Below are 17,818 nucleotides of genomic sequence, written 5' to 3' on the forward strand. Positions count from 1 at the left end.
AGCAGTGCCTCATGGCGCGCCAGTTCATCTACCACATGCACGGAATGTCGAAGGCCTATTCCAGCGGCAAGAAGGTGCTCGACAACATCCACCTGAGCTTTTACCCCGATGCCAAAATCGGCGTGCTGGGCCCGAACGGCTCGGGTAAATCGACGCTCCTCAAGATCATGGCCGGCATCGATACCGAGTTCACCGGCGAGGCTTGGCTGTCGCAGGGCGCAAAGCTCGGCTACCTCGCGCAGGAGCCGGAGCTTGATCCGGCGCTGAATGTCCTCGGCAACGTCATGACCGGGGTCAAGGAAAAGAAGGCCATCGTCGACCGCTACAACGAGTTGATGATGAACTATTCCGACGAGACCGCCGACGAGGCGACCAAGCTCCAGGATCAGATCGACGCCGAAAACCTCTGGGATCTCGAATCGCAGGTCGAAGTGGCGATGGAAGCGCTGGGCTGTCCGCCGCCGGATGCCGATGTCGAAAAGCTCTCGGGCGGTGAACGCCGCCGCGTCGCGCTCTGCGCGCTGCTGCTATCGAAGCCCGACCTGCTGCTGCTTGACGAGCCCACCAACCATCTCGACGCCGAGACCACCGCCTGGCTCGAAAACCACCTGCGCGAGTTTGCCGGCGCGGTGCTGATCATCACCCACGATCGCTACTTCCTCGACAACGTCACGGGCTGGATTCTCGAGCTCGATCGCGGCCGGGGCGTGCCCTACGAGGGCAATTACTCCGCCTATCTCGATGCCAAGTCCAAGCGCTTTGCGCAGGAAAAATCCGAAGACGCCGCCCGCGCCAAGGTGCTGGAGCGCGAAAAGGAGTGGATGGGCCAGTCCCCGCAGGCCCGCCAGTCGAAGTCCAAGGCGCGTCTCAAGGCCTATGACGAGCTGGTCAAGATCAACGAGGCGCGGACCCTGTCATCCACCGCGCAGATCATCATTCCGCCGGGCGAACGGCTGGGCCAGAACGTCATCAACCTCGAGGGCATCTCCAAGAGCTATGGCGACCGGCTCCTGATCGACAACCTCACCTTCAAGCTGCCGCCGGGCGGCATTGTCGGCGTCATCGGGCCGAACGGCGCGGGCAAGACCACGCTGTTCCGCATGATCACCGGCCAGGAAAAGCCCGATGCCGGCGAGATCACCGTCGCCGACAACGTCAACCTCGGCTATGTCGACCAGAGCCGCGACACCCTCAGCCCGAACAAGACGGTGTATGAGGAAATCTCCGGCGGCAACGAGATCCTCTTGCTCGGCAAGCGCGAAATGAACGCCCGCGCCTACACCTCGACCTTCAACTTCAAGGGCACCGACCAGCAGCAGAAGGTCGGCAACCTCTCAGGCGGGCAGCGCAATCGCGTGCACCTTGCCAAGATGCTAAAGGCGGGCGCCAACGTCCTGCTCCTCGACGAGCCCACCAACGACCTCGATACCGAAACGCTGGCGGCCTTGGAAGAAGCGCTGGAAGAATTCGCCGGCTGCGCCGTCATCATCTCCCACGATCGCATGTTCCTCGACCGCCTCGCCACCCACATGCTCGCCTTCGAAGGCGACAGCCATGTCGAATGGTTCGAGGGGAACTTTGCGGATTATGAGGCGGACAAGGTGCGGCGGCTGGGCGCGGACAGCGTCAATCCGCACCGGGCGACGTATAAGAAGCTGACGCGGTAACGGCAGGGCTAGGGAGCTAGGTGACAAACCCGAGTAGTCTTAGCCCCCACTTCACCAACTCGCTGCCCAACGCCCCAATAGCGGTGCCACCAAATTTGTCAGCAAGCCACTTCCCTGCCTTCACGAGGTGCTCTTTTAGTTGCGGCTTGGTGACACTACCGGCTGCGGCCGCACTAAGCGTTGCCTCTGCATGCCTGACCAAGTTGTCTCTTTCGGCAGGATGCTCAACAGCAAATCCGTTGTCGGCCTTTATGGCTTCTAGGGCGTTTCTAGCTTTTCCTATCGCTTCCTGAACCTCGGGAAGGTCAATGCTCAGCTGCAGTGGTTCCCATTTGTCGGCAGCGATGGCAGCCTTTTCCGTAGGTGCCTCTTTCCTTAGCTCTATACCTATGAATGCTTGGCCGAGCCATTCGGGCGCGTTGTCACCCAATTTGGAATAGCTCCGCAAGGCGGCTGAGTTCGCGAGGAGCTTGTCCTCCAAACCGTCGGTTGAACCTAAAACTATATAGTGTGGTCCGGCGAACTCGTCATCGATCGCTTCAATAACACCGATTTCAATCATCCTCTGAAGAGCGCCAACAGCGACCGGTAGGCCCTTCTTTATTCTGAGTTCGCCTGTTACAAAGCCAGCGCAATGATGGACTGCCTCTTGTAACGAAAAGGAAGACGGCTCCTCACTTCGTAGGTAGTCGATTATTGCTATTAGGTAGTAGTCTAGGCGTTTATCGTCGTTTGCAGACATTGCGGGGCTCACTAGCAGAAATTGCTCCATCTGGGCGAAACCTTCTCAGTTTGTATGGAGCCAGTCTAGATCGCTAGCGAAATGAAGCCGAGCACGACGAAAATCGGTCGCAACAAAGCAATTGCAAGTTACTGGCTTAGGCCGCCCGAGGGTGGCGCTTTCGCGCGGCATTCTGCTTGTAACAGTCTTCCGCTAGGTTGCCGTAGCCCTTTCAAGAGGCAACGATGACCGGTTCGTTCAGGCCCAAGTCACCCCGCGGAAAGGCGCTACAGCGCCGAGCACAGTTGCGCGCAGGGCTTGCGTCACGTGCTGGTGTGGTGACGAGTACGCGTTCTGATGTCTTTCGGGCAGAGGCGCATCGTCAGTCCCTTTTGGTCGCCGCGAGCCCAATAGCGGATGACGATCAGACTTTTGTGGATGCCATTTCGGAGTGGCCTCAGCTAAATAGCTACCCAAAGAGACCCACCCCATGAACACCCTCCACCACGAAAACCCACCCTCCGCGGCCTCTACTCCCGCCGACGAGGCGATATTCACCGCCGCCCGCGAGAGCGAGTCTCCGCCGCTGCCGCCCGAGGCTGCGGCTGAGCCCGTCGGCCAACTCACGTGGCGCCGACATGAGAGCCGGGGCGTTTATCCCGGTGTGGCGCGCGACTATGCGGTCTACGTTCCCGCCGGGCTCGATCCGGCCAAGCCGGCGTCGCTGCTGGTGTTTCAGGATGGGCGGTTCTACACCGAGCCCGAAAAGTTCCGCGCGCCGTCGATGCTCGATGCGCTGATGGCGTCGGGGGCCATTCCGCCCATGGTGGCGGTGTTCGTGCAGCCGGGCGATCTGCCGGGCAATGCGGCGCAGAGCCGGGGCAACCGATCGGTCGAGTACGATACGCTCGGGGCGGCCTATGTCACTTACCTCCTCGATGAGCTGCTGCCCGAGGCGCTGGTGGGGCTCAATGTGTCGGCCGATCCGGCTGAGCGCGCTATCTGCGGCATGAGTTCGGGCGGCATCTGCGCCTTCAACGCGGCGTGGGAGCGGCCCGATGCGTTCGGCAAGGTGATCAGCCATTGCGGTAGTTTCACCAATATCCGCGGCGGGCACGTCTACTCGTCCTATGTCCGCCTCACTGAGCCCAAGTCGATCCGCGTGTTCCTCCAGTCGGGCGCCAACGATCTCGACCGCCCGGCCGGCCACTGGGCTACCGCCAATTTCGACATGGCCGCCGCGCTCCGCCTCAAGGGCTATGACAGCCGCTTCGAGTTCGGCCTCGGCGCCCACGACCTCAGGCACGGCGCAGCGACATTTGCGGCGACACTGCGCTGGCTCTGGCGCTAGGTATCACCCGTCGAAACGCAGGGAGAAACCGCCATGGCCGATTGGTCGCCCTCCACCTATCTCAAGTTCGAAGACGAGCGCACGCGCCCGGCGCGGGATCTCCTCGCGCAGGTGCCGCTGGCTGCGCCGCGGCGTGTTGTCGATATGGGCTGCGGGCCGGGCAACTCGACCGAGCTGCTGGTGGAGCGGTTTCCTGAGGCGCAAGTGGTTGGCCTCGACAGCTCACCAGCCATGCTCACCGCCGCCCGCCAACGCCTCCCGGCCGCGAGTTTCGCCGAGGCTGACGCGACGACCTGGGTGCCGGAGGCGGATGTCGACCTGGTGTTCGCCAACGCCATCTACCAATGGGTGCCCGAGCATATTCCGGCGCTGGCCAATGTGCTCGGCGCGCTGCGCCCCGGCGCTGTCCTCGCCGTGCAGATGCCGGACAACATGGCCGAGCCGAGCCACCAGCTGATGCGCAAGGTGGCGGCGGAGGGGCCCTGGGCGGCCAAACTCGCCAACGCCGCGCGCCTCCCGCTGCCGCCGGTCAAAGCCTATTACGACGCGCTGAAACCGCATGCCGCGCACCTCGATATCTGGCACTCGGCCTATAACCACGTGCTGGCCGATGCCGCCGCAATCGTCGAATGGGTCAGCGCCACCGGCCTCCGCCCGTTCGTCGAACCGCTCGCTGGGGTCGAACGCAGCGCGTTCCTCGCGCGCTACGAGGCGGAACTCGCTGCCGCCTATCCGAAGGCTGTGGACGGCAAGGTGCTGCTGCGCTTCCCGCGGCTGTTCATCGTGGCGCAGCGCTAGAGCCCAAACCCGACCAGGCGGTCGATGGTCATGCCCCAGCCGGCCCGCATCTGGATGTTGAACATGCTGAGCGCCTCGGGCGTCGCCATGTGGTCGGGCATCTGCAGGGTCAGCGCCATCTCGGTTCCGGCGCCGTTGGCGGTAAATGTGACGGTGCTGACGAGACTGTCTTCGAGCCGGTCGGGGTGAAGCTCCGGCCAGCCGCCGATGGCGCCGAAGCTGAACACCAGTTTTTCGTTGGGGACGATCTCGCGATAGATGCCACCGGTGATGTAGCGGGTGGTGCCATCGATGATCATCTGCTGCCGCCACTGGCCGCCGACGCGCAGGTCGACGCTGGTCTCGACATCCGTCGGCCAGCCGGGGTTGAAGAACCACACGAGGTAAGCCGGGTCGGTCCAGGCCCTGAACACCAGGTCCGGCGGCGCCTTGAGCTGGCGCGTCAGGGTGAAGCCTATTTTCCTGGTCAAGCTGGGCTGCATCAGGTGTCTCCCTCGGTGCTGTTTTTGGCAGCGTCGCGCCGCTCCATCATGGCTTGCAGTTGCGCCTCAAGCCGATCGAAGCGCTCGGCAAAGAACGGCCGATACTGAGCGATCCAGCCCTCTGCGGCCGCCAAAGGCGCGGCCTCCAGCTTGCAGGGGCGGAACTGCGCCTCGCGCGCCTTGGAAATCAGCCCTGCGTCTTCCAGCACCTTCAGGTGCCGTGACACCGATGGCAGTGTGATCGCAAATGGCTCGGCCAGCTCATTCACCGTCGCCGGCCCCTGCGCCAGCCGCGCCAGCATGGCGCGCCGCGTCGGGTCGGCGAGGGCGGCAAAGGTCACGCTCAGATGGTCATCCATATTTGCGCTATTGGCTAATTACGTTGTTGGCTAAATATGAGACTTTGATCCGCCCGTCAATCCCTCACCCTCTGGCATCGCCGGCAGGGGAGTGTTACGTCCCGGCTTTGTCGCTTAAACCGGAGCCTGCCATGTCTGCCCCCTTCGAGATCCCGTTCGACGGCGCCGTCCTGCGCGGCGAGGCGGATGGCTTTGGCATTCCGGTGGTGTTCCTCCACGCCGGCGTCGCCGACCGGCGCATGTGGTCCGAGCAGATGCGCGCGCTGGCCGAAGAGGGCTACCATGTCATTTCCTATGACCGGCGCGGTTTTGGCGAGACCGAAACCGGCGACGTGCCGTTCAGCCATCTGGTCGATCTGGAAGCGGTGCTCGACCGGCTGAGTATCCATGCGGCCGTGCTGGTCGGTTGCTCCATGGGCGGCGCGCTGGCCATCGATTTCGCCATCGAAAACCCCGGCCGCACCATCGGGCTGGTCCTCATCGGCACCGCGATCTCGGGCGGCGACAGCGCCGAAATCCCCGAGGAGGTGGCCGAACTCGAAGACGCGCTCGACTACGCTTCCGAGCGTGGCAACCTCGAAACCGTCAATCGCATCGAGGCGCATCTGTGGCTCGACGGGCCACTGAGCGAATCCGGCCGTGTCCAGGGTCCGGCGCGCGAACTGTTCCTCAAGATGAATGCCATCGCGCTGCACCATCCGGACCTGACGCAGGAAGAAGAGCCCGACGATGCTGACCTGTCGCTGTCTACCATCGCCGCGCCAAGCCTCTTGGTGGTGGGCGAACTCGATTTCCCCGATATCATTGCCCGCCACGAGGACTTGTCTGAAGAACTCGAAAACGCCTTTGCTGTGATCCTCGAAGACACCGCTCACCTCCCCAGCCTCGAACGCCCCGACCTCTTCAACCCGCTGCTGCTGGAGTTTCTTGAGGCCGTGACCGGGCAGGCGGATGTGGGTGATGAGGATGGGGACTGATTGAAGCGGGGCAGCTTCTGCTCAACATGGAGACCTGACCCATGCTCACAGTACGTTTGCCGCCCGAAATCGAGGCGCGCCTCGACGCCATCGCCAAACAGACCTGCCGAACGAAAAGTGCGTTCGCCCGCGAAGCCATCCTCGAAAAGCTTGAGGACATGGAAGACTACGCCATCGCTGTCGAGCGGTTGCAGACCATGGGCAAGCGGATCGACTGGGAAGACGTAAAGGCAGAACTCGATAGACTCGACGAGAGCGATAGGGCCGCCGGTTGAGCTAAGCCGCGGCGCCAAAGCTCCTCCTGTACGCTGCCGGACTGACCCCGAGCCTCGTCCGGAAGTGGTGCCTCAGCGTTTCCTGGCTCTGAAAACCCGCCGCTTCAGCGATCGCGTCGAGTGGCAACTCGCCGTCTTCCAGCAGTTCCTTGCAGCGCTCCACCCGCTCGGCGATCAGCCAGTTGAGCGGGCTCTGGCCGGTCGCGTCGCGGAAGTGGCGAATCAAGGTCCGCTCCGAAAGTGCCGCGGCGTCTGCCATTCTCGCGATGGTCCAGTTTTCGTTCACACGTTCTCTCATCAGGTCGAGCAGGGCGCTGAGCCGTCCGACACGCTCCCGCGCCACCGGGCGGGCGATGAACTGGGCCTGTCCGCCGTCGCGATGCGCCGGCAACACCAGGCGGCGCGCCACCTGGTTGGCGACATCGCGCCCGAAGTCCTGGCGCACAATGTGGAGGCAAAGGTCGATGCCAGCGGCTGATCCCGCTGCCGTCAGCAGGGTGCCGTCCTCGACATACAGAATGTCGGGCTCAACCGTGACCGCCGGGCATTCGGCCCGGAGCGTTTCGGCATAGCGCCAGTGCGTCGTGGCGCGGCGACCGTCCAGCAGCCCGGCGCGGGCAGGGACGAATACGCCAGAGCACAGCGTCGCAATCCGGGCACCGCGATCGTGGGCTGCGCGCAACGCCTGAAGCAGGGGCTCGGGCACTGGCGTCTTTGCGCCGCGCCACCCGGGGACCACGATCAGCCCTGCATCCGCCAACCTGTCGAGCGCATAGGGCGCATCGATGCTGATGCCGCCGGTCGAACGGTAAGGGCCGGGCTCTATGCCGACGATCTCATAGGTGTACCAGCCCAGGTCGGCGAATTCGGGCCGCGGCAAGCCGAAGACCTCCACGGCAATGCCGAACTCGAACATGCAGAGCTGGTCGTAGGCGAGGATGGCGACGTGGCGGTTTGGGCTCATGATGGCGATATCTTACCGCATATTGGCATTCCCGCCACTGCCGGATGCAGCCAATTTCCGGCAGGTTCCCGCCATCAGCACACAGGAGATCCAAATGAGCGCTGTCAGCCAGGTCCCAGCCGCCGCCTCCGCCGAGGCCTTATCCTACTTTTCACGCAAGCTCGGCTTCGAAACGGATTGCCGGGATGTCTACGATGCCTTCCGCACCGGCGCCGTCGATTTCGTCCTCCTCGATGTGCGCGGGCCGGCGCTCTTTGCCACCGGGCACGTGCCCGGCGCGCTCAACCTGCCGCATGGCAAGATGACGGCGCGGCGGATGACGGAGTGGCCGGCAGGGACTCTGTTTGTGGTCTATTGCGCAGGGCCCCATTGCAATGGCGCCAACAAGGCGGCCATCCGGCTCGCCGAACTCGGGCTGCCGGTCAAGGAGATGATCGGTGGCATTACCGGCTGGCACGACGAAGGCCTGACGCTGGAAACGGGCTCGATACCGGCGCAATAGACAATACCCGTCCGCCGCGGGGCGGAAACGGGCAAGACGTTCAAATGCCGCCCGCCCTGCCGAAAAGGCCTTGCCAATTGCCGCAACGCCGCCGCAATCTCTCGCCGGGAACTATATGTGAGGGACACACAGATGATGAAGAGTTTGGCTTGGGGGCTCGGTGCGGTACTATTGATGGCTGCACCCGCATGGGCCTGCGACACGATCAACAGCAAGGTCGTCAAGATGTCCGTGTGCGTCGATGATACCGACTGGGTTCTGCAGGCGCCGCAAGGGGCGCAGGAGTTGCTCTACTACAACGCCGATCAAACGCTAGCCTTCACTTTGATCACCGAAAAGGAGACTTTCCCAGTCTCCGATTTCCGCTCCGCTATTCTTGCCAACGCTGTTTCTGGGGCCGGTGACGGAGCAACAATAGACGACGTAAACATTCTTTCGGAACGGATCGAGAATGTCGGCGGTAAGCCGTGGAACGTGATTGAGTACCAGGTGGGAAAGCAAGGCGGCGGCTATATCTTCCAGAATTTCTACTATGTACAGCCGGGCTTCGGCTCGACGCAGTTCATTTTCTGGAGTCTGCCCGATGCAGCGACAGCGGCCGCCTATCGCGCCGGACAGATGTTGACCGACGTGGCCTTCAACTAGCGTTTTTCGCTCCCAAATTTCAGCGCAGCCCGGTGCAGCAGCGCCGGGCTGCTCTCATTTTGAGGCGGCGTTCGATCAGTCAAACCATTCGCCCCGATCACAAACTCTGATTGGTCCGGGGCGTCCTGGGCTGCTAGAAGGTGCTCACTCCACCTCTTCCCCCAGGACTATCCCCTTGAGCGCGATCAGCCAGACAGAGCCGCAACGCGCGGAAAGCGGACTCGCGGCCGGGCTCGCCGCATACTTGATGTGGGGCTTCCTGCCGCTGCTGTTTCAGGCGCTCAACCACGTCAGCGCCATGACGCTGGTCGCCAACCGTACCTTGTGGTCGCTGCTGCTGGTCGGGGCCATCCTGATGGTCGGCGGCCGAACCGCCGAAATCCGCGCCGTGCTGCGCGATCCTGTCACCGTGCGCAACATGGGCATCGCGGCGCTGCTCCTTGCCTCCAACTGGCTGCTTTACATCTATGCCGTCGAGACCGGGCAGGTGCTGGAAGCGAGCTTTGGCTACTTCATCAACCCGCTGGTCAATGTCGCGCTTGGCATGGTGCTCCTGGGGGAAAAGCAGAACCGCTGGCAGGCTGTTGCCATCGCCATTGCCGTGGTTGCCATCGGCCTCCAGACTTTGGGCCTCGGCCGCATCCCCTATATCGCCATCGCGCTGGCGCTGTCCTTTGCAGCCTATGGCTACATGCGCAAGACCGCCAAAGCGTCCTCGACGCCGGGGCTGTTCGTTGAAACGCTGCTGCTCAGCCCGCTGGCGCTGCTCTGGCTGATCTTCACCTTCATCCGCGATGGCGGCATTGGCCCCCATGCCGATCCGGGCACTCTGGGGCTCCTGATGCTCACCGGCCCGGGCACGGCTTTCCCGCTGCTGTTGTTCGCCTACGCGGTGCAGCGCCTGCGGCTGACCACCATCGGCATGCTGCAATACCTCGCGCCCTCGATTGCCTTCATCCTCGCCATCGTGGTGTTCGGCGAGCACCTCAACGGCACGCGGCTGATCAGCTTTGGCCTGATCTGGCTATCCCTCGCCGTCTACACCGCCGATTCCGTGCTGCGGCGGCGGGCGCGGGTCGTTGCTCCGTGACGGAGGAAATCCGTTCGCTGAAGCTGCCCGGCACCGTTCTGGGCACTTATGCAGCACTCGATGGCGGCTTCGTCTCGGCGCCGTATCCCGAAGTCTTTTTGACCTATGCCGGCATTCCCGGCGACAGCCATTCCGGCCTCACCCGCAAGAGCGGCGCGCGCGAGCCGTGGTACACGCGTGGCACGCCGATGCGGAATGAGCGGCAGCTTTCGATCGTCTCGCAAGAGGACCTTGCAGAGATCGCGGTAGGCCTTCAAATCGATCAACTTCTGCCAGAGTGGATCGGCGCCAACCTGCTGCTGGGTGGCATCCCCCACCTCAGCCTCTTGCCGCCGCGCACGCTGCTGATGTTCCCGAGCGGCGCCACCATCCGTATCGATGGCGACAATGGCCCGTGCCGGAAATCGGGCAAGGCTATCGCTGCAGCAATTAGCGACCGGCCCGATATCGAGTTCGGCTTTGTCGCTGCCGCCCGCCAGAAGCGCGGCCTCGTTGGTTGGGTGGAGCGTGAAGGCATGATTCGACCGGGCGATGCGGTCACCGCGCTGACCTGGCGGCAGACGCTTTATCCGGGCTGAGGGCGTCCGTCCCGGATCACCTCGACAATGCGCTCATAGGTTTCAGCAAACGGCGTCGCGTCGCGCCAGACCAGTGACAGCGTTCTGCCCGCACCGGGCTCGACGAGGTCATGGATAGCGATCCGCGCGTCGCTCGCTTCCTTGCGCAAGGCAATTCGGGGCAGCAGCGTCACGCCCTGGCCGTTGGCGACGAACTCCACAATGGTCGATAGCGAGGTGGCCGCAAAGGTGCGGATACCGCGCTCGCCGTCGAGTCGGCAGGCGGCGATGGTCTGGTCGCGAAAGCAGTGTCCTTCGTCGAGCAGCAGGATGCGCTCGGGAGCCAGCGAGGTCAGCGAGATCGGCACGCCCGTGACTTCGTGGCGCGACGTCGCCAAGACGAACGGATCCTCGAACAGCGGCGCAACCACCAGCCGTGCCCCGTCCTGCGGCGGTTCGGTACCGATCAGCGCAATGTCGAGCGTGCCGTCCTCCAGCCCCGCCAGCAGCGCCTCCGTGCGGTTCTCGCTGATGGTGAACTCCAGTTCGGGCAGGTGCGCGGCCAGCGCCGGAAAAATCTCGGGCAGCAGGTAGGGCGCCACCGTCGGGATCAAGCCAAAGCGAATCGGGCGTTCGGGAAGGCCTGCGTGCCCCTCCGCGAACGCGGCCAACGCGTCGGCAGCTTCCAGCACTGTGCGGGCCCGGCTCAGGAACTCGCGTCCAAACGGCGTCAGCCGCACGGATTTGCCCAGCCGGTCGAACAGCGCCGTGCCGCAGATCTGCTCGACTTGGCGGATCTGCTGGCTGAGCGCCGGCTGGGTGACATGGCAGCGCTCTGCCGCGCGGCCGAAATGGCCGGTTTCGGCGAGCACGGCGGCATAGTGCATCTGTCTCAGGGTCAACGTCATGATAATGTCAGGTTATCACGCTTAGTAGCGCAATCAATTGGCCTTATTCGGTGTGTTGGTTCATGCTGGAAGAGACATTTCAGCAATGGCTCAGTCCGTCGCGCGCCCCGCCAGTCTGCTAGACCGGCGGAGGGGCTCGCGGGTGTGTCGTTGTGTTCAAACCACCCAAGGGGAAAACAATCATGGACAACGGAACTCAGGACAATGCCGGCAAATGCCCGGTCGATCACAGCCCGAAGGGCCGCGGCAATCGCGACTGGTGGCCCAAGCACCTCGACCTCTCCGTGCTGCACCAGCACTCGGCGCTTTCCAACCCGATGGGCACGGGCTTCAGTTATGCCGAGGCCTTCAAGTCGCTTGATCTCGCCGCACTGAAGGCCGACCTCACTGCGCTGATGACTGATAGCCAGGAGTGGTGGCCGGCCGATTTCGGGCACTACGGCCCGCTCTTCATCCGCATGGCCTGGCACAGCGCCGGCACCTATCGCGTCGGTGATGGCCGTGGCGGGGCAGGGGGCGGGCAGCAGCGCTTTGCCCCGCTCAACAGCTGGCCGGACAACGTCAACCTCGACAAGGCCCGCCGCCTCCTCTGGCCGATCAAGCGCAAGTACGGCAGCAAGATCTCCTGGGCCGACCTGATGGTCTTGACCGGCAACGTCGCGCTGGAATCGATGGGCTTCAAAACCTTTGGCTTTGCTGGTGGCCGTGCCGATCAGTGGGAACCCGAGCAGTCGATCTATTGGGGCGCCGAGGGCAAGTGGCTGGCCGACGAGCGCTATTCGGGCGAGCGCGATCTCGAAAACCCGCTGGCGGCGGTGCAGATGGGGCTGATCTATGTCAACCCGGAGGGCCCGAACGGCAATCCCGATCCGCTGCTCGCAGCCCGTGACATCCGCGAAACCTTCGCGCGCATGGCGATGAATGACGAAGAAACCGTGGCGCTGATCGCTGGCGGCCACACCTTCGGCAAAACCCATGGCGCCGGTGACGCGACCCTCGTTGGCGTCGAGCCCGAAGCCGGCGAGATCGAGCAGCAGGGGCTGGGCTGGAAGAGCGCATATGGCACCGGCAAGGGCGGCGACAGTATCGGCAGCGGCCTTGAGGTTACCTGGACCACCACCCCCACCAAGTGGAGCACCAACTTCTTCTGGAACCTCTTCGGCTACGAGTGGGAACTGACCAAGTCCCCCGCGGGTGCGCATCAGTGGAAGCCCAAGCATGACATGGGCGCGGGCACTGTCCCCGATGCGCATGATCCTGCCAAGCACCACGCGCCCAGCATGTTGACCACCGATCTCGCGCTCCGCTTCGATCCCGAATACGAGAAGATCTCGCGGCGCTTCTACGAAAACCCCGATCAGTTTGCCGACGCCTTCGCCCGCGCCTGGTTCAAGCTGACGCACCGCGATCTTGGCCCCAAGGCCCGCTATCTCGGTCCTGAAGTTCCGGCCGAAGAGCTGATCTGGCAGGACCCGATCCCGGCCGTCGATCACCCGCTGATCGGCGCCGACGATATCGCGGCGCTGAAGGCCAAGATCCTGGGCTCCGGCCTCTCGGTCTCGCAACTGGTCACCACGGCTTGGGCCTCGGCTGCGACCTTCCGCAGTTCCGACAAGCGCGGCGGTGCCAATGGCGCACGTATCCGCCTCAGCCCCCAGAAGGACTGGGCGATCAACCAGCCGGCGCAGCTCGCGACCGTGCTGGGGACGCTCGAAGCCATCCAGGCCGAGTTTAATGCCACCGGCAAGCGCGTTTCACTGGCTGACCTGATCGTCCTCGGCGGTGCCGCAGGGATCGAGAAGGCGGCGCGCGATGCGGGCCAAGCCGTCACCGTGCCGTTCACGCCGGGGCGCACGGATGCGTCCGAGGAGCAAACCGACGCGCACTCCTTCGCGCCGCTGGAGCTCACCGTCGACGGTTTCCGCAACTACCAGAGCGGCAAATCGCGCCTGTCGGCTGAGGAAAACCTGGTCGATCGGGCGCAGTTGCTCGGGCTGACCGCACCGGAGATGACGGCGCTGGTCGGTGGTCTCCGCGTCCTCAAGGCAGGCCAGCCGGCGCACGGTGTGTTCACCGCCCGGCCGGAGACGCTGAGCAACGACTTCTTCGTCAACCTCCTCGACATGGGCACCGTCTGGGCGCCGTCGCAGGGGTCCGATGGGGTCTATGAGGGTCGTGACCGCGACACCAACGAAGTCAAATGGACTGCCACGCGCGTTGATCTGATTTTCGGGTCGCACTCGCAGTTGCGGGCGCTGGCCGAGGCTTATGGCGAAGGGGACGGGCAGGGCCGCTTTGTCGCCGATTTCGTCGCGGCATGGGCCAAGGTCATGGACGCGGACCGGTTCGATCTCCGTTCGGTCTGAGACCCCGCTGCACGGGCACTGAATTCCGGAGGTCCGGCCTTGCGGTCGGGCCTCCATGTTTTCGACGGCTGGTCAGGCGACCTTGTCGATCATCTTGCCCATGCCGGCGGGAGCCGGTGCAGGCGCCGCTGACACAGCGTGGCCGACATCATCGGCATCGCCGTCATTATCCGGTGCGCCGGGTGCTTCTGCAGCCTCGCCGCTGCTCACCGGTGCAACCGGACGAGCGACCGGGGCGGAGCCGACGCTAGAGATATTCATGACTTTCTCCTGATGAGGCGTTCTGCCTCGCTGCCAACCCTCTGCTCCGAGCCTGACGCCAGGCTGAATAAATTCCTAACAAAATATTAACGGCGCAAGCTGCCTTGATGCGCAATACCGAGGCAAAACTGGATTCAATTTGAATCAAAATCGCGCCGCCACCTTCAGCGCACACTCTCACTCGCCTGCGACTAATGCGGTGTAGACGGCAGAAGCCGGAGGGAAGTGACATGACCGAGATGGAAGAAGGCACCCGCGCCTTTTCGACGTTCAGGGTGCTTAACGGCGATGCCAACATCGTCGAGCGCGATCAGCTGTTCCGCAACATGGCGCAGCTCTATTCCTACGTATCGGATCGTTGCGACGACGAGCAGGTCGCGCAATATGACGAGGTGCTGTGCCAACTGGCCGAACTGGTTGAAACCGAAGCGAGGGCGCATGTCGCCAAGCTGCTGGCGCCGCTGGAGCGTGCTCCGGGCAATGTGGTCGTCAAGCTCGCCAACGATTCAATCGAAGTGGCCCGGCCACTGCTCGAATTTTCCAATGTGCTCAGCGACGACGACCTGATCGACATCATCTCCAACCAGAGCGAGGACCACCGCACGGCCATCGCCGGCCGGCCGACCGTGCCCGAGCGCGTCGGTGATGCGATCGTCGAGTTCGGCGAGACGACCTCGGTGGTGCGGCTGGTTCGTAACCCCAAGGCCGAGTTTGGCCGCGAGGCGATCAGCAAGCTGGTTGAACGCGCCGCCAAGGACGCCGAAATCGCCGCCGATCTGCGTGGGCGCGAAGACATCGACTGGAAGGGCCTCAACGGCCAGATCAATCTGGTCGGCGACCAGGTGATGGAAACCATCACTTCGCTCGATCCTCATATCGATCCGGTTACCGCCAGCAAGGTTTCGGCGGTCGTTTACAACCGCATGCGCAACCGTGCCGGGTTCTCGGGTCACGACTGGAAAGTGGCCTATAATCAGGTCAAGGCGCTGGCCGATCGCAAGCAGCTGAACGAAAAGGCGCTGATCCGCTTTGCCCGCTTCGGTTACGGTCATCACACCGCCGCTGCGCTCACCATCATGCTGCATGTCGGGCCGGAAGTGTTCGTCAAGTGGCTGGCCATGCAGGACTATGTCGCCATCACCGTGGCGCTCCGTGCGCTCGGCGTGATGCCCGATCTGTTCGAGGCCATGATCGCCTCGCTGCCCTGGCGCGATATGCCCAGCCAGGCGGATCTGCAGAACGTCCGCCGCCGCTTCGAAGCGCTGAGCAAGGATGAAGCCGTCGGCATCTTCGAACTCTGGCGCACCCACGCCTTCCGCCGCCGCATGCCGCACGAAGAAGCCGCAGCAGGCGCCGCCTGATACACCCAATCCTGACTGTCCCAACTGGGCGGCCCCACGGCCGCCCATTTTTTTTGGGGTCGCTGACTTCTGGGCTGTTTACCTGAGACGCCGGTTTCTCCGTCCCCTCGCCCCTCAGGGGAGAGGGTAGCGCAGCTAGGCCCGTCAGGGCCGTAGCAAAGCTTGGGTGAGGGGTGAGGTCTCTCGGAATGCGCTCAGTGAGAAGCAGCGCAATGAGCGCTCTGGAGACAGTGCGTTGATCCACCAGCAAAACCCCCAACTTATCCCCGCGTCCTCCACCTGCGCTATTCTCTCCTCGTCCCCCACACGGACGCGGTCGCGACGAACGAACGGTGGGGGTATCGGGAGCCAGGGAAGTCGTTTCCTGGCGGGCCGAAGACATTGGCAACCGACCGACCGGTCAGGCTCCGTCTTGGTAACAAGTCGTGAGGCGCACCGGCCGGTACGCTCCCCGATGCCGGAGGCCTAACTCAGACCCCGATGATCCGGCGTGGCGACGGCCATACAAAATTGCGGACTACCCGCGTCGGCAATCGCCACGCCGGATCCGTCTACCCATCAAACCCCGAGGCCGATGGCTGTCGGGCGCCTCTGCACACTCCCCCTAGACGTTGATCCGCAACGCATATAAAGATATCTTTATATCTCGCGAGGTTGATTTGAGCGCTGCTGCGGATTTGGTTGAGGTGTTGCGGGCGGCAGGGGAGATCACCCGGCTGCGGCTTCTGGCGCTGCTTGCCGATGGCGAGCAGTCCGTGAAGGACCTTACCGAAATTCTCGGCCAGAGCCAGCCGCGCGTTTCGCGGCATTTGAAGCTTCTCGCCGATGCCGGGCTGATCCATCGCAATGCCGAGGGGGCCTGGGCCTATTATGGCCTTGCGGCCGGTGGCGCAGGCGGCGACCTCGCCCGCTGGCTGATCGGGCGTCTGTCGGTCGATGACCCGGAACACCAGCGTGACCTTGAACGGCTGAAGGCCGTGCGTGACGCGCAGGTGGGGCAGGCCGCGGCCTATTTCGCCAAAGTGGCCGAAAGCTGGGACCTGCTGCGTTCGTTGCACGTCTCCGAGGACGCCGTGGAAGCGGCTATTCTTGCCGCCGTTGGCACCCGCAAGGTCGATCTGCTGGTCGATCTCGGCACCGGCACCGGCCGCATGCTCGAACTGCTCGCCGGGCACTACAAGCGCGCCATCGGCATCGATACCAGCCGGGAGATGATCGCCATCGCCCGCGCCAAGCTCGCTTCCGCCGCCATCGGGCACGCGCAGGTGCGGCTGGGCGATATCGCCGATCTCGATCTCAGCGCCGGGCGCGCGGACCTCATCATCATCCATCAGGTGCTGCACTATTTCGATGATCCCGGCCGCATGCTCAGTATGGCACGGCGCGCGCTGAAGCCGGGCGGGGAGATGCTGATCGTCGATTTCGCGCCGCACGGGCTCGAGTTCCTCCGTACCCACCACGCGCACCGCCGGCTCGGTCTCGCCGATACGCAGATGGCCGGGTGGGCGCGCGCGGCGGATCTCAGCGTCGCCGATCTCAAGAGTTTCCCCCCCGACAGCAGCATCGCCGAAGGGCTCACCGTATGCCTCTGGCGTCTTGTCGACGCGCGTAAGGACCAGACCCAATGACTATCGACACCGCTGATCGCCCCAGCCGCCAGCCGGCTGCCGAGCGTCCGAGTTTCCAGGTCTCGTTCGAGTTCTTTCCGCCCAAGACCGACGTGATGGAAGAGCGCTTCTGGGACTCGATCACCAAGCTCGCGCCGCTCCATCCGCGCTTTGTCTCGGTCACCTATGGTGCCGGCGGCTCCACCCGTGAGCGTACATTGCGCATGGTCAGCAGTATCAAGGCCGATACGGGTGTCGATGCCGCAGCGCATCTCACCTGTGTCGGGGCTTCGAAGGCCGAGGTCGATGCCGTGGTCCGGGGCTACCAGGAGGCTGGCATCAGCCGCATCGTGGCGCTGCGTGGCGATCCCGCCGAGGGGATGGGCAAGCCCTTCACCCCGCATCCTGAAGGCTACCAGAACGCCGCGGATCTCGTGGCCGGGCTGAACAAGCTCGGGGACTTCGATATCTCGGTCGCCGCCTACCCGGAAAAGCACCCGCAGAGCCCTGACTGGGCTGCTGAAATCGACAACCTCAAGCGCAAGCTTGATGCCGGCGCCACCCGCGCCATCACCCAGATGTTCTTCGACAACGACGACTATTTCCGTCTGGTCGACCGGGCTCAGGCCGCCGGCATCACCGCGCCGATCGTTCCCGGCATTCAGCCGATCCATAGCTTCAAGCAGATCTCCGGTTTTGCGGCCCGCTGCGGCGCGTCCATTCCCGGCTGGCTGGCCGAGCGCTTCGAAGGGCTCGACGAGGACCCTGAGACCCATGCACTGGTTGCATCGGCGGTCGCCGCCGAGCAGGTGTTGGAACTGGTCGACAACGGGATTACAGAGTTTCACTTCTTCACGCTCAACCGCTCCAATCTGGTGCTGGCGCTGGCGAGACTGCTCGGAGTGCGGCCCGACTGAGCGGCCCATT

20 protein-coding genes are annotated in these 17,818 nt (G+C 63.7%); 14 read left to right on the plus strand and 6 right to left on the minus strand.

Features of this window, described 5'->3' with window-relative positions; translation table 11 throughout:
- Positions 1-11 precede the first annotated feature (11 nt).
- Entirely contained in the window at positions 12-1,667 is a 1,656-nt protein-coding gene (ettA, locus tag ACO06J_RS04005; RefSeq protein WP_421759409.1) for an energy-dependent translational throttle protein EttA, read from the plus strand.
- A 16-nt stretch (positions 1,668-1,683) separates the two neighbouring features.
- On the opposite strand, the gene ACO06J_RS04010 is transcribed toward ettA, so the two are convergent.
- The gene (locus tag ACO06J_RS04010) at positions 1,684-2,409 is read right to left on the minus strand and encodes a hypothetical protein (protein WP_421759410.1); all 726 of its coding nucleotides are present in this window, start codon (positions 2,407-2,409) and stop codon (positions 1,684-1,686) included.
- A gap of 224 nt (positions 2,410-2,633) precedes the next feature.
- On the opposite strand from ACO06J_RS04010, the gene ACO06J_RS04015 reads away from it, so the two are divergent.
- From ACO06J_RS04015 to tam, 3 genes are read left to right on the plus strand one after another with little or no spacing between them, the layout of a single operon-like run.
- The gene (locus ACO06J_RS04015; protein WP_421759412.1) at positions 2,634-2,882 is read left to right on the plus strand and encodes an antitoxin MazE-like protein; all 249 of its coding nucleotides are present in this window, start codon (positions 2,634-2,636) and stop codon (positions 2,880-2,882) included.
- Positions 2,879-3,739, plus strand: a complete 861-nt coding sequence (locus tag ACO06J_RS04020) for an alpha/beta hydrolase (RefSeq protein WP_421759413.1) — start codon at positions 2,879-2,881, stop codon at positions 3,737-3,739. The genes ACO06J_RS04015 and ACO06J_RS04020 overlap by 4 nt, the downstream gene beginning before the upstream one ends.
- 33 nt (positions 3,740-3,772) lie before the next feature.
- The gene (gene tam, locus ACO06J_RS04025; RefSeq protein ID WP_421759414.1) at positions 3,773-4,537 is read left to right on the plus strand and encodes a trans-aconitate 2-methyltransferase; all 765 of its coding nucleotides are present in this window, start codon (positions 3,773-3,775) and stop codon (positions 4,535-4,537) included.
- On the opposite strand, the gene ACO06J_RS04030 is transcribed toward tam, so the two are convergent.
- Both ACO06J_RS04030 and ACO06J_RS04035 read right to left on the minus strand, forming a co-directional pair.
- Entirely contained in the window at positions 4,534-5,019 is a 486-nt protein-coding gene (locus ACO06J_RS04030; protein ID WP_421759415.1) for an SRPBCC family protein, read from the minus strand. The genes tam and ACO06J_RS04030 overlap by 4 nt on opposite strands.
- Positions 5,019-5,378: an ArsR/SmtB family transcription factor gene (locus ACO06J_RS04035; protein ID WP_421759416.1), complete on the minus strand. Its 360-nt coding sequence runs from the start codon at positions 5,376-5,378 to the stop codon at positions 5,019-5,021. The genes ACO06J_RS04030 and ACO06J_RS04035 overlap by 1 nt, the downstream gene beginning before the upstream one ends.
- 131 nt (positions 5,379-5,509) lie before the next feature.
- Between ACO06J_RS04035 and ACO06J_RS04040 the strand changes: the two genes are divergently transcribed.
- Both ACO06J_RS04040 and relB read left to right on the plus strand, forming a co-directional pair.
- Entirely contained in the window at positions 5,510-6,355 is an 846-nt protein-coding gene (locus ACO06J_RS04040) for an alpha/beta fold hydrolase (protein ID WP_421759417.1), read from the plus strand.
- A gap of 41 nt (positions 6,356-6,396) precedes the next feature.
- Positions 6,397-6,630 carry a type II toxin-antitoxin system RelB family antitoxin gene (gene relB / locus ACO06J_RS04045; RefSeq protein ID WP_421759418.1) on the plus strand — a complete coding sequence of 78 codons (234 nt, stop codon included), beginning with the start codon at positions 6,397-6,399 and terminating at the stop codon, positions 6,628-6,630.
- 1 nt (position 6,631) lies between these two features.
- Here relB and ftrA read toward each other — a convergent pair whose 3' ends face one another.
- On the minus strand, positions 6,632-7,594 hold the full coding sequence (gene ftrA / locus ACO06J_RS04050; protein ID WP_421759419.1) for a transcriptional regulator FtrA: 963 nt from the start codon (positions 7,592-7,594) through the stop codon (positions 6,632-6,634).
- 94 nt (positions 7,595-7,688) lie between these two features.
- On the opposite strand from ftrA, the gene ACO06J_RS04055 reads away from it, so the two are divergent.
- The 4 genes from ACO06J_RS04055 to ACO06J_RS04070 all read left to right on the plus strand — a co-directional run bounded on the left by ACO06J_RS04055 (position 7,689) and on the right by ACO06J_RS04070 (position 10,409).
- Positions 7,689-8,096, plus strand: coding sequence for a rhodanese-like domain-containing protein (locus ACO06J_RS04055; protein ID WP_421759420.1), 408 nt, complete (start codon positions 7,689-7,691; stop codon positions 8,094-8,096).
- A gap of 132 nt (positions 8,097-8,228) precedes the next feature.
- Positions 8,229-8,741, plus strand: a complete 513-nt coding sequence (locus tag ACO06J_RS04060) for a hypothetical protein (protein ID WP_421759421.1) — start codon at positions 8,229-8,231, stop codon at positions 8,739-8,741.
- Between the two features lie 175 nt (positions 8,742-8,916).
- Positions 8,917-9,831, plus strand: a complete 915-nt coding sequence (gene rarD / locus ACO06J_RS04065) for an EamA family transporter RarD (RefSeq protein WP_421759422.1) — start codon at positions 8,917-8,919, stop codon at positions 9,829-9,831.
- The gene (locus tag ACO06J_RS04070; RefSeq protein ID WP_421759423.1) at positions 9,828-10,409 is read left to right on the plus strand and encodes an MOSC domain-containing protein; all 582 of its coding nucleotides are present in this window, start codon (positions 9,828-9,830) and stop codon (positions 10,407-10,409) included. Before rarD ends, ACO06J_RS04070 begins: the two co-directional genes overlap by 4 nt.
- Here ACO06J_RS04070 and ACO06J_RS04075 read toward each other — a convergent pair.
- Positions 10,397-11,296: a hydrogen peroxide-inducible genes activator gene (locus ACO06J_RS04075; RefSeq protein ID WP_421759424.1), complete on the minus strand. Its 900-nt coding sequence runs from the start codon at positions 11,294-11,296 to the stop codon at positions 10,397-10,399. The two genes, ACO06J_RS04070 and ACO06J_RS04075, sit on opposite strands and share 13 nt — an antisense overlap.
- 182 nt (positions 11,297-11,478) lie before the next feature.
- Between ACO06J_RS04075 and katG the strand changes: the two genes are divergently transcribed.
- Positions 11,479-13,662 carry a catalase/peroxidase HPI gene (katG, locus tag ACO06J_RS04080; protein ID WP_421759425.1) on the plus strand — a complete coding sequence of 728 codons (2,184 nt, stop codon included), beginning with the start codon at positions 11,479-11,481 and terminating at the stop codon, positions 13,660-13,662.
- Positions 13,663-13,734: 72 nt separating this feature from the next.
- Here the strand turns inward: katG and ACO06J_RS04085 are convergent, their stop codons facing one another.
- Positions 13,735-13,923 (minus strand): hypothetical protein, encoded by a 189-nt coding sequence (locus tag ACO06J_RS04085; protein WP_421759426.1) that lies wholly within the window; start codon positions 13,921-13,923, stop codon positions 13,735-13,737.
- A gap of 230 nt (positions 13,924-14,153) precedes the next feature.
- On the opposite strand from ACO06J_RS04085, the gene ACO06J_RS04090 reads away from it, so the two are divergent.
- From ACO06J_RS04090 to metF, 3 genes are all read left to right on the plus strand, one after another.
- Positions 14,154-15,284: a DUF2336 domain-containing protein gene (locus ACO06J_RS04090; protein ID WP_421759427.1), complete on the plus strand. Its 1,131-nt coding sequence runs from the start codon at positions 14,154-14,156 to the stop codon at positions 15,282-15,284.
- 659 nt (positions 15,285-15,943) lie between these two features.
- Complete coding sequence (locus ACO06J_RS04095; RefSeq protein WP_421759428.1) at positions 15,944-16,912, plus strand: metalloregulator ArsR/SmtB family transcription factor; 969 nt, start codon at positions 15,944-15,946, stop codon at positions 16,910-16,912.
- On the plus strand, positions 16,909-17,808 hold the full coding sequence (gene metF, locus ACO06J_RS04100; protein ID WP_421759429.1) for a methylenetetrahydrofolate reductase [NAD(P)H]: 900 nt from the start codon (positions 16,909-16,911) through the stop codon (positions 17,806-17,808). The genes ACO06J_RS04095 and metF overlap by 4 nt, the downstream gene beginning before the upstream one ends.
- The last annotated feature ends 10 nt before the right edge of the window (positions 17,809-17,818 follow it).

This window comes from Devosia sp. (assembly GCF_965229025.1).
Taxonomy (GTDB): Bacteria; Pseudomonadota; Alphaproteobacteria; order Rhizobiales; family Devosiaceae; genus Devosia_A.

What these genes read in the sequence shown, in the direction of transcription:
- ettA (WP_421759409.1), top strand. Translation starts at nt 12, where the DNA reads ATGGCGCGCCAGTTCATCTACCACATGCACGGAATGTCGAAGGCCTAT.
- ACO06J_RS04010 (WP_421759410.1), bottom strand. Translation starts at nt 2,409, where the DNA reads ATGTCTGCAAACGACGATAAACGCCTAGACTACTACCTAATAGCAATA.
- ACO06J_RS04015 (WP_421759412.1), top strand. Translation starts at nt 2,634, where the DNA reads ATGACCGGTTCGTTCAGGCCCAAGTCACCCCGCGGAAAGGCGCTACAG.
- ACO06J_RS04020 (WP_421759413.1), top strand. Translation starts at nt 2,879, where the DNA reads ATGAACACCCTCCACCACGAAAACCCACCCTCCGCGGCCTCTACTCCC.
- tam (WP_421759414.1), top strand. Translation starts at nt 3,773, where the DNA reads ATGGCCGATTGGTCGCCCTCCACCTATCTCAAGTTCGAAGACGAGCGC.
- ACO06J_RS04030 (WP_421759415.1), bottom strand. Translation starts at nt 5,019, where the DNA reads ATGCAGCCCAGCTTGACCAGGAAAATAGGCTTCACCCTGACGCGCCAG.
- ACO06J_RS04035 (WP_421759416.1), bottom strand. Translation starts at nt 5,378, where the DNA reads ATGGATGACCATCTGAGCGTGACCTTTGCCGCCCTCGCCGACCCGACG.
- ACO06J_RS04040 (WP_421759417.1), top strand. Translation starts at nt 5,510, where the DNA reads ATGTCTGCCCCCTTCGAGATCCCGTTCGACGGCGCCGTCCTGCGCGGC.
- relB (WP_421759418.1), top strand. Translation starts at nt 6,397, where the DNA reads ATGCTCACAGTACGTTTGCCGCCCGAAATCGAGGCGCGCCTCGACGCC.
- ftrA (WP_421759419.1), bottom strand. Translation starts at nt 7,594, where the DNA reads ATGAGCCCAAACCGCCACGTCGCCATCCTCGCCTACGACCAGCTCTGC.
- ACO06J_RS04055 (WP_421759420.1), top strand. Translation starts at nt 7,689, where the DNA reads ATGAGCGCTGTCAGCCAGGTCCCAGCCGCCGCCTCCGCCGAGGCCTTA.
- ACO06J_RS04060 (WP_421759421.1), top strand. Translation starts at nt 8,229, where the DNA reads ATGATGAAGAGTTTGGCTTGGGGGCTCGGTGCGGTACTATTGATGGCT.
- ACO06J_RS04075 (WP_421759424.1), bottom strand. Translation starts at nt 11,296, where the DNA reads ATGACGTTGACCCTGAGACAGATGCACTATGCCGCCGTGCTCGCCGAA.
- katG (WP_421759425.1), top strand. Translation starts at nt 11,479, where the DNA reads ATGGACAACGGAACTCAGGACAATGCCGGCAAATGCCCGGTCGATCAC.
- ACO06J_RS04085 (WP_421759426.1), bottom strand. Translation starts at nt 13,923, where the DNA reads ATGAATATCTCTAGCGTCGGCTCCGCCCCGGTCGCTCGTCCGGTTGCA.
- ACO06J_RS04090 (WP_421759427.1), top strand. Translation starts at nt 14,154, where the DNA reads ATGACCGAGATGGAAGAAGGCACCCGCGCCTTTTCGACGTTCAGGGTG.
- metF (WP_421759429.1), top strand. Translation starts at nt 16,909, where the DNA reads ATGACTATCGACACCGCTGATCGCCCCAGCCGCCAGCCGGCTGCCGAG.